Annotated in this window: 10 protein-coding genes and 1 pseudogene; 5 read left to right on the forward strand and 6 right to left on the reverse strand. The window is 72.2% G+C overall.

Annotation, left to right across the window (positions count from 1 at the left end; translation table 11 throughout):
• A pseudogene (locus tag ACWF94_RS26220) lies at positions 1 to 332 on the reverse strand (hypothetical protein); the annotation flags it as partial.
• Positions 333 to 477: 145 nt separating this feature from the next.
• On the opposite strand from ACWF94_RS26220, the gene ACWF94_RS26225 reads away from it, so the two are divergent.
• The 5 genes from ACWF94_RS26225 (at position 478) to amaP (ending at position 2,968) form a co-directional block, all read left to right on the forward strand.
• The gene (locus ACWF94_RS26225; RefSeq protein ID WP_453493278.1) at positions 478 to 1,005 is read left to right on the forward strand and encodes an Asp23/Gls24 family envelope stress response protein; all 528 of its coding nucleotides are present in this window, start codon (positions 478 to 480) and stop codon (positions 1,003 to 1,005) included.
• A gap of 89 nt (positions 1,006 to 1,094) precedes the next feature.
• Positions 1,095 to 1,289: a hypothetical protein gene (locus tag ACWF94_RS26230; protein WP_453493305.1), complete on the forward strand. Its 195-nt coding sequence runs from the start codon at positions 1,095 to 1,097 to the stop codon at positions 1,287 to 1,289.
• A 27-nt stretch (positions 1,290 to 1,316) separates the two neighbouring features.
• On the forward strand, positions 1,317 to 1,703 hold the full coding sequence (locus ACWF94_RS26235) for an Asp23/Gls24 family envelope stress response protein (protein ID WP_453493281.1): 387 nt from the start codon (positions 1,317 to 1,319) through the stop codon (positions 1,701 to 1,703).
• Complete coding sequence (locus ACWF94_RS26240; protein WP_453493284.1) at positions 1,700 to 2,383, forward strand: DUF6286 domain-containing protein; 684 nt, start codon at positions 1,700 to 1,702, stop codon at positions 2,381 to 2,383. The genes ACWF94_RS26235 and ACWF94_RS26240 overlap by 4 nt, the downstream gene beginning before the upstream one ends.
• 6 nt (positions 2,384 to 2,389) lie before the next feature.
• Positions 2,390 to 2,968 (forward strand): alkaline shock response membrane anchor protein AmaP, encoded by a 579-nt coding sequence (gene amaP / locus ACWF94_RS26245; protein WP_453493287.1) that lies wholly within the window; start codon positions 2,390 to 2,392, stop codon positions 2,966 to 2,968.
• A gap of 191 nt (positions 2,969 to 3,159) precedes the next feature.
• Here amaP and ACWF94_RS26250 read toward each other — a convergent pair whose 3' ends face one another.
• From ACWF94_RS26250 to ACWF94_RS26270, 5 genes are all read right to left on the reverse strand, one after another.
• Positions 3,160 to 3,915, reverse strand: a complete 756-nt coding sequence (locus ACWF94_RS26250; RefSeq protein ID WP_453493290.1) for an SDR family oxidoreductase — start codon at positions 3,913 to 3,915, stop codon at positions 3,160 to 3,162.
• A gap of 4 nt (positions 3,916 to 3,919) precedes the next feature.
• The gene (locus ACWF94_RS26255; protein ID WP_453493293.1) at positions 3,920 to 5,707 is read right to left on the reverse strand and encodes a glycoside hydrolase family 15 protein; all 1,788 of its coding nucleotides are present in this window, start codon (positions 5,705 to 5,707) and stop codon (positions 3,920 to 3,922) included.
• A gap of 63 nt (positions 5,708 to 5,770) precedes the next feature.
• Entirely contained in the window at positions 5,771 to 6,565 is a 795-nt protein-coding gene (locus ACWF94_RS26260; protein ID WP_453493296.1) for an SURF1 family cytochrome oxidase biogenesis protein, read from the reverse strand.
• 268 nt (positions 6,566 to 6,833) lie between these two features.
• Positions 6,834 to 7,067: a hypothetical protein gene (locus ACWF94_RS26265; protein ID WP_453493299.1), complete on the reverse strand. Its 234-nt coding sequence runs from the start codon at positions 7,065 to 7,067 to the stop codon at positions 6,834 to 6,836.
• A 156-nt stretch (positions 7,068 to 7,223) separates the two neighbouring features.
• Positions 7,224 to 8,156 (reverse strand): DEDDh family exonuclease (locus tag ACWF94_RS26270; RefSeq protein ID WP_453493302.1); only part of this gene is annotated, 933 nt, incomplete at its 5' end.

Raw genomic sequence — 8,156 nt, forward strand, 5'->3', positions numbered from 1 at the left:
GCCCCGTCCGCCGCGGTGAACAGCGCGTCCCGCAGGACGGCCGCGACAGCGGGCAGCGGCCGGTGGACCGAGGCCGCGAACTCCGCCTCGATGCGCAGGGGGCCGGGTGGCAGCGCGCTCGGCGGCGGCGGCACCGCGGGCGGACCCGCGGCTTCCGGATCGGCGAGGGCCAGCCGCAGCCTGCCCAGCACCGTGTCCGGAACCCCGGCCGCCATGGACCGCAGCAGCGCATCGGCCGCCTGCTCGGTCAGCCAGGCACCGTCACCGGCCTCGCCCAGGGGAAGCAGCCGCCCGAGGCCCAGTCGTGTCCGTACCGCGTCAGCAGTGGTCATTGCTCCAGCCTGCCGCATCCCCGGCGCGGGAGAGGGCAACCGCACTTAGTGTGGTTGAGGGGGTGTCTGACGGATCAGTGAGCCTGCCAAGATCCGTAGGGGCACCCATGAGGGGGCCACCTCAGCCCGGAAAGGACGCAAGGCGATGACCGACACCGCCCCGAGGAACCGGCCCGATACCCCGAACGAGCCCTCCGGCTCGGGTGACGAGCCGAGGAGCGTACCGAGGACGACAACGTCGACAACGTCGACAACGACGACGAGCAAGCGCGGTGGCGGGGATCCCGCCTCCCGCGGGCGTACGACCATCGCCGACGGCGTCGTCGAGAAGATCGCCGGGCTCGCCGCGCGCGATGTGCTCGGTGTCCATGCGATGGGCAGCGGCCTGTCCCGTACCTTCGGCGCGGTCCGCGACCGGGTGCCGGGCAGCAGCAGGTCCCATGTCACCCGAGGGGTGAAGGCCGAGGTCGGTGAGGTGCAGACCGCCCTCGACCTGGAAATCGTCGTGGACTACGGAGTCTCCATCGCCGATGTCGCCCGTGCGGTGCGGGAGAACGTGATCTCCGCCGTCGAGCGGATGACGGGCCTGGAGGTCGTTGAGGTCAATATCGCGGTCAGCGATGTGAAACTGCCCGAGGAAGAGGAAGAAGAGCCCGAACCCCGTCTTCAGTAGGCACCGTCTCAGTAGGCACCAGCAGTTACCCATAGTCACTGATGGTCGCCAGGAGTGAGTCCAGTGGTTTCCAGTTGGAGGAGCTGACGATGAGCATGGCTGTGATCGGCATGGTGGCCGGCATGGCGCTCGGCTTCGCCGGATACTTCGGCGGCTTCGGCGCGTTTTTGCTGGTGGCCGCGCTCGGAGCGGTGGGATTTGTGGCGGGACGCTTTCTGGAGGGCGACCTCGAACCCGGGGAGTTCTTCCGCGGCGGTCGCGAGCGCGGCGACCGGCGGCGGTGACGCGGGGTGGCCGGGGAGCACGCCGCGGTGGAAGAGAGGGCCGGTGGGAACGCCGCAGCGGACCAAGGGACCGGCGGGCGGATCGCCGCCGGTGAGCGCGGTGCGACCGTCATCGCCGACCGGGTCGTGGCGAAGATCGCCGCGCAGGCGGCCCGGGAGGCCATTGACGCGGTGCCCCGGGACGGCAGCCCGCCCCGTGCCACGGTCACCGTGCACCAGGACGCGGCCCGGGTGCGGATCAGCCTGGAACTGGACTACCCCTGCGATATCGGCGGACAGTGCGGCGCGGTGCGTCATCGCGTCACCGAACGGGTAGAGGCGTTGGCGGGAATGGATGTCCCCGAAGTGGCGGTCCTCGTCGAGCGACTGCACTCGGCACACTCGCGCGGAGCCGCGCCGGGGAGGATCAGATGACCGAATCCGTACCGCCCGCGTCGTCCGGGGCTTCTGGTGTGCCCGGTACCCCCGCGTCCTCGGCACCCGTCCTCGATCTCGACCAGTCGGAGTCGGCCTCCGCGTATGAACCCACGGCGGCGGACGACGACTCCAAAGCCGGACGCTTCTGGTCCGGGCGAAAGGTTCCGGCCACTCTGCTCGCGCTGGTGGTGCTCGGCGGCGCGGGCATCCTGCTGTACGACATCTCGGCGGTACGGGCCGACCGGCCGGCCATGCGATGGCGGCGCTCCACCGCCGACCACCTCGCCCGCTGGCGTCTCGACGACCCCTGGGTCCTCGCGGTCGCCGCCGCCGTGGTGGTCCTCGGTCTCTGTCTGATCGTCATCGCCGTGACCCCGGGGCTGCGGTGGCTGCTGACGATGCGCCGCGACGATCCTTCCGTACGGGCGGGACTCGCCCGGGACGCGGCGGCGCTGGTGCTGCGCGACCGGGCGATGGAGGTGTCCGGGGTGCAGTCCGTCCGGGTGCGGATGGGCCGGGCGAAGGTCTCGGTGCGGGCCCGCTCCCACTTCCGGGAACTCGATGGCGTACGGGCGGACCTGGACGCCGCGCTGGGCACGGCCGTCGCCGGACTCGGGCTCGCCCGGCCGCCCGCCCTGACCGTGCAGGTCGCCCGGCCACCGGTGAAGAAGGGGTGACGCGCCGTGCTCCGGATCGTCAATCGTGTGCTGCTCGGCCTCGCGGGGCTGGTGCTCCTGTGCCTCGGCGGCGGGGTCCTCGTTGCGGGCACTGGTCTTTCGGTGCCCGGCTGGTGGCCCTGGGACGGGTCGCGCGACGTCCTGCTGAGCCGGGCGGACCGGGAGCGATGGCGCGACGAGAGCTGGTGGTGGCCGTCCGTCATCGCCGGACTCGCGGTCCTCGTGCTGCTGGCGCTGTGGCTCCTGCTCGCCCAGCTCCGCCGCGCCCGGCTGACGGAAGTCCTCGTCGACAGCGGTGACGGCGAGGGCGCGCTGCTGCGCGGCCGGGCGCTGGAAGAGGTGATGACAGGGGAGGCGGAGTCGCTGGAGGGCGTCTCCCGGGCCCACATCAGACTGACGGGCCGCCGCAGTGAGCCGGAGGCCACGGTGGCGCTGCTGCTGGAGCCGCACGCCTCCCCCGGCCAGACCCTGACCCGGCTGACGACCGAGGCCGTGTCCCACGCCCGTGACTCCGCGGGCCTCGCCTCGCTCCCCACCCGGGCGCGGCTGCGGGCCGCCAAACACCGTGCCCGCCGGGTGACCTGACCCCGCGGCACCGGCGCCCGGCCGGACTGCCGGGCGTTGGCCGGTCGTCTCTCAGCCCGCCGGCGTCCCGTCGACCCCCAGGGCGACTTCCGTGCGCGTGGCGTCCATCAGTACCCGTGGCAGTACCCGTGGCGTCGTTCACCGTGGCGTCGTTCGGAGTCCGCGGTGTCGCTCCGTGACCACGGTGCCCCTCAGAACCCGTGACGCGCCCCACCGTCCACCGGCACCATCACACCCGTCAGATACGAGGCGGCGGGCGACAGCAGAAACGCCGCCACGGTGCCGAACTCCTCCGGAGTGCCGTACCGCCGCAGCGGAATGCGCGATTCATGGCCGGTACGGGTCGCTTCCGCGTCGCCCGAGAGCGCGTCCAGCTCGCGGACCCGGTCCGTGTCGATCCGGGACGGCAGCAGGCCGACCACCCGGATGCCCCGCGGGCCCACCTCGGCCGCCAGGGACTTGGCGAAACCGGCCAGACCCGGGCGCAGTGCGTTGGAGATCGTCAGGCCGGGGATCGGCTCGTGTACCGACGCGGAGAGAACGAAGCCGATCACACCGCCATCCCCGAGCGCCGCCGCGGCCGCACGGGCCAGCCGGACCGCGCCCAGGAACACCGAATCGAACGCCGTCTGCCACTGCTCGTCGGTGTTGTCGGCGGCGGAACCCGGGGGCGGGCCGCCGACGCTGATCAGCACCCCGTCGAAGCGGCCGAAGTGCGCCCCGGCCGCGGCGATCAGCCGTTCCGCGCCGGACGGGTCCGCGTTGTCGACCGCCACCCCGACCGCGCCGGGGCCCAGCTCGGCGGTGGCTTCGGCGACCGTCTTCTCGTCACGCCCGCTGATGACGACCTTCGCGCCATCGGCGACCAGTGCCCGGGCAGAGGCGTTGCCCAGTCCCCGCGAAGCGCCCGTCACCACATAGACGCGGTCCCTCAGTCCAAGATCCATGGGCCTATCCTGCACTCTCGTCCCGGTCAAGCGCGAGAGCCGTCGTGACCAGCGCGATATGGCTGAAAGCCTGGGGGAAGTTCCCGAGCTGCCGCCCCGATGCCGGGTCGTACTCCTCGGCGAGCAGCCCCACGTCATTGCGCAGGGTGAGCAGCCGCTCGAACAGCTCGCGTGCCTCCTTCCCCCGCCCCGTCATCCGCAGCGCGTCCGCCAGCCAGAACGAGCAGGCCAGAAAGGCGCCCTCGTCGCCGGGCAGTCCGTCCACCGGGGCGCCCTCGGTGCTGTAGCGGCGTACCAGGCCGAAGGAATTGCCCAGCTCGGCCCGTACGGCGTCCACCGTCCCGATCACCCGGGGGTCGTCCGGCGGCAGAAAGCCCACCCGGGGGATCAGCAGGGTCGCCGCGTCGAGTTCGGCGGAGCCGTAGTACTGGGTGAAGGTGTTCCGGTCGGGGTCGAAGCCCCGCTCGCACACCTCCCGGTGCACCTCGTCCCGCATCGCCCGCCACCGCCCCGCGTCACCCCTCAGGGACGGATCCGCCTCCAGGGTGCGTACGGCCCGGTCCGCCGCGACCCATGCCATCACCTTGGAGTGCACGAAGTGGCGGCGCGGCCCCCGGACCTCCCACAGCCCCTCGTCCGGCTCGCGCCACTTCGACTCCAGGAACCCGAGCAGACTGAGCTGGAGGTACCAGGCGTGGCGCTGCGCCGGCAGACCCGCCTGCCGGGCCAGGAAGAGCGAGTCCATCACCTCGCCGTAGACATCGAGCTGGAGCTGGTCCACGGCGGCGTTCCCGGTGCGTACGGGAACGGAGCCCGCGTAACCCGTCAGCCACGGCAGGACCGTCTCCGGCAGCCGCCGCTCACCCGCCAGCCCGTACATGATCTGGAGATCCGCCGGGTCGCCCGCCACCGCCCTGAGCAGCCAGTCGCGCCAGGAAGCGGCCTCGTCCTGGTAGCCGGCCTCCAGCAGCGCGCCCAGGGTGAGGGTGGAGTCCCGCAGCCAGCAGTAGCGGTAGTCCCAGTTCCGTACGCCGCCCAGCTCCTCCGGCAGTGAGGTCGTCGGGGCGGCGACGATCCCGCCCGTGGGTCCGTAGGTGAGCGCCTTAAGGGTGATGAGGGAGCGGACGACGGCCTCGCGGTACGGGCCCTGGGTCCGGCACCGCGACGCCCATGCGGTCCAGTCCCGCAGGCTGTGCTCCAGGGCGTCGAACGGGTCGACCAGTACCGGCCGCTCCCGGTGCGAGGGGTGCCAGGTGAGGACGAAGGCCACCGACTCGCCCGCGCCGACCGTGAACGAGGAGACGGTGCTGAACTGCTGACCCCAGGTCTTGACCGCCGGCTCACTGCGCAGCCATACCGCGTCGGGCCCGGCGACCGCCACCCGGTGGCCGTCCGCGCGCCGCATCCACGGCACGATCGAGCCGTAGTCGAAGCGCAGCCGCAGCACGGACTCCATCTCCACCGAGCCGCTGACGCCCTCGATGATGCGTATGACATCGGGGGCCTCGTCGCGCTGTGGCATGAAGTCGATGACCTTGACGGTGCCGGTGCGGGTCTCCCACACCGACTCCAGGACGAGGGAGTCGCCGAGGTAGCCGCGCCGGGAACAGGGACCGGCCCCCTTGGGGGCGATCCGCCAGTGGCCGTTCTCGTGGTCGCCGAGGATCGCGGCGAAGCAGGCCGCGGAGTCGAAGCGGGGCAGGCACAGCCAGTCGATGGAGCCGTCCATGCCGACCAGCGCCGCCGTTTGAAGATCACCGATCAGCGCGTAGTCCTCGATGCGTAGGGTCACGCTGTGGCGTGTTCCCGCCGTACGCGTGGCCTAAGCAAGGACGTATGCCCGCTCGGGAGGGCTTCAGACGCTCACCGGCGTTGTTTCCGGCGTGCTCGGCGTGCTCGGCGTCGCGGCGGCCCGCCGGTCGCGCAGCTCCCTGCGGACCAGAATCACCCAGCCGATGGGCACCCCCGAGGTGAACAGCCACCACTGGACGGCATACGCCATGTGCGCGCCGATGGAGTCGTGGTCGGGTTCGGCGATCTGCTCCGGAGTGCCGGACGCGGGTCTCGGTCCTGTCTGCTCCAGATAGCCGCCGAGGACGGGACGGCCGAGTGCCGCCGACCGCTGCCCGCTGTTGATCAACATGACCTGGCGGGGCGGCAGACCTGCGAGGTCCTTGATCCCGCTGCCCTTGGTGGTCTCGTCGGCCTTGAGCCGGCCGGTGACGGTCACGGTGCCCTTGGGGGCGGGCGGCACGGCGGGGAAGGCCCGCGGATCGGTGGCCTCGATCCAGCCGCGGTTGATCAGGACCGCCCGGCCGTCGGCGAGGACCAGAGGGGTCAGAACATGGACCCCGACGCGTTCGTCGGAGTTGGTGCGCCGGCGTACGACGACCTCGTTCCCGGTGTCGTAGGTGCCGGTCGCCGTGACGCGGCGCCAGTAGTCCGAGCGGGGGACGGTGTGTCCGGGGGAGGTGAGATCCGTCACGGGGACCGGCTCGGCCTCAAGGTTCCGGGCGATGAGCCCGTTCTGCTCGACCCGGCGCTCATGGCGGTGGAACTGCCAGAAACCCAGCTCGATCATCGTGGGAATGAGAACGAGGGCGATGAGGGTGAGGGACACCCACTGCCGGGACAACAGGAAGCGGTACACGGCTTCGACCGTACCCGCAGGGCGTCGGCGCGCTGCCGTTGGGTCCCTGTCGGCCAGGGTCCGCCCCGGGGTCCGCCCGGGGTCTGCTCATGGTCCCGCGCGGTGCTCGCCCGGGTCCGCTCAGAGTGCCGCGCGGGGTCCCGCCCGAGGTCCGCGCAGGGGGCCCGCCTGTGGTCCGCTCATGGTCCCGCGCGGCGCTCGCCCGGGTCCGCTCATGGTCCCGCGCGGGGTCGGCCCAGAGCCCGTCCCGGGTCTGCTCAGGGGCCGTTCAGACCCTGTCCACGATGCCCGCCCTGCCCTCCGCGCGGGCACAGTGCCCGCCGCAGTACCAGTGGCCGTCCGCCTCGACGCCCTGGCCGATGATCTGGACCCGGCAGTGCTCGCAGATGGGCGCCATCCGGTGGATGGCGCAGGAGAAACAGTCGAAGACATGCACCGCGCCCTGCGCGTGCACCTCGAAGGACATGCCGTAGTCGTTCCCGCAAACCTCGCAACGTGCCATGGGCCACAGGGTGCGGCGCGCGGTCGCCGATCGGTGGGCGGCACGCCCGGCCGTCACCCGTCCGCGCTCACCCGCCCGGCGTACTCGCTCACCCACGGCGCGTTCACCGGGCGGATCGAGTACGCCGGGTCCGCGCTCACACTCCGGTGCGCCCGCTCACCCGTCCGCCGGGTCGACGTCCCGCAGCAACTGGGTGAAGGCCGCCTCGTCGATGACCGGGGTGTCGAACGACTTCGCCTTGAGGGTCTTGGACGTCGAGGAGTCCGGGTCATTGGTCACCAGCAGGCTGGTGAGCCGGGAGACGCTGGTGGCGATGTGCAGCCCCGCCTCGATCGCCCGGTCCTCCAACAGCTCGCGGTCGACGGAGGTGTCGCCGGAGAACGCGACCCGCATCCCCTGCTTCAGCCGCCCGCCCGGTACGTACCGCCCGGGGTTGGGGTGGGGGCAGGCGGGCCGCTTGCGCGAGGGCCGCCAGCTCCCCGGCCCGTACCGCCCGTACGGGGAACGGCCGGGGGAGTCGTACGACGCCTGGTAGCCGATGCGCGGGCGGGCGGGCGAGTCCGACCACTCGGTCAGCGGACGGCACTCCAGCAGCGGCAGCCGCACCCCGTCGCGCGCCGCCGTGTGCAGACTCGGCCGGAACGCCTCGGCGAGCACCCGCGCGTCGTCCAGCGCGTGGTGCGCCCGCTGCTGGACGACGCCGAAGTGCGCGGCGAGCGATTCCAGCTTGTGGTTGGGCAGCGGGAGCCCCAGCTCCTTGGCGAGCGCGATGGTGCACAGCCGCTGCCGGGTCGGCGCGGCGAGACTCGCGCGCGCGTACTCCCTGGCGATCATGGACCAGTCGAAGAGGGCGTTGTGCGCGACGAGGACCCTGCCGTCCAGCCGCTGCGAGAAGTCCCCGGCGATGTCCCCGAACAGCGGGGCGTCCCGGAGCAGATCGCTCGTCAGACCGTGGATCCACACCGGGCCCGGATCGCGCTCCGGGTTGACCAGGGTGTACCAGTGGTCCTCGACATCGCCCTGGGCGTCGAGGCGGTACACGGCAGCGGAGACTATCCGGTCGTCACGGGCGAGTCCGGTGGTCTCCAC

It is taken from the genome of Streptomyces sp. NPDC055078, assembly GCF_053607985.1.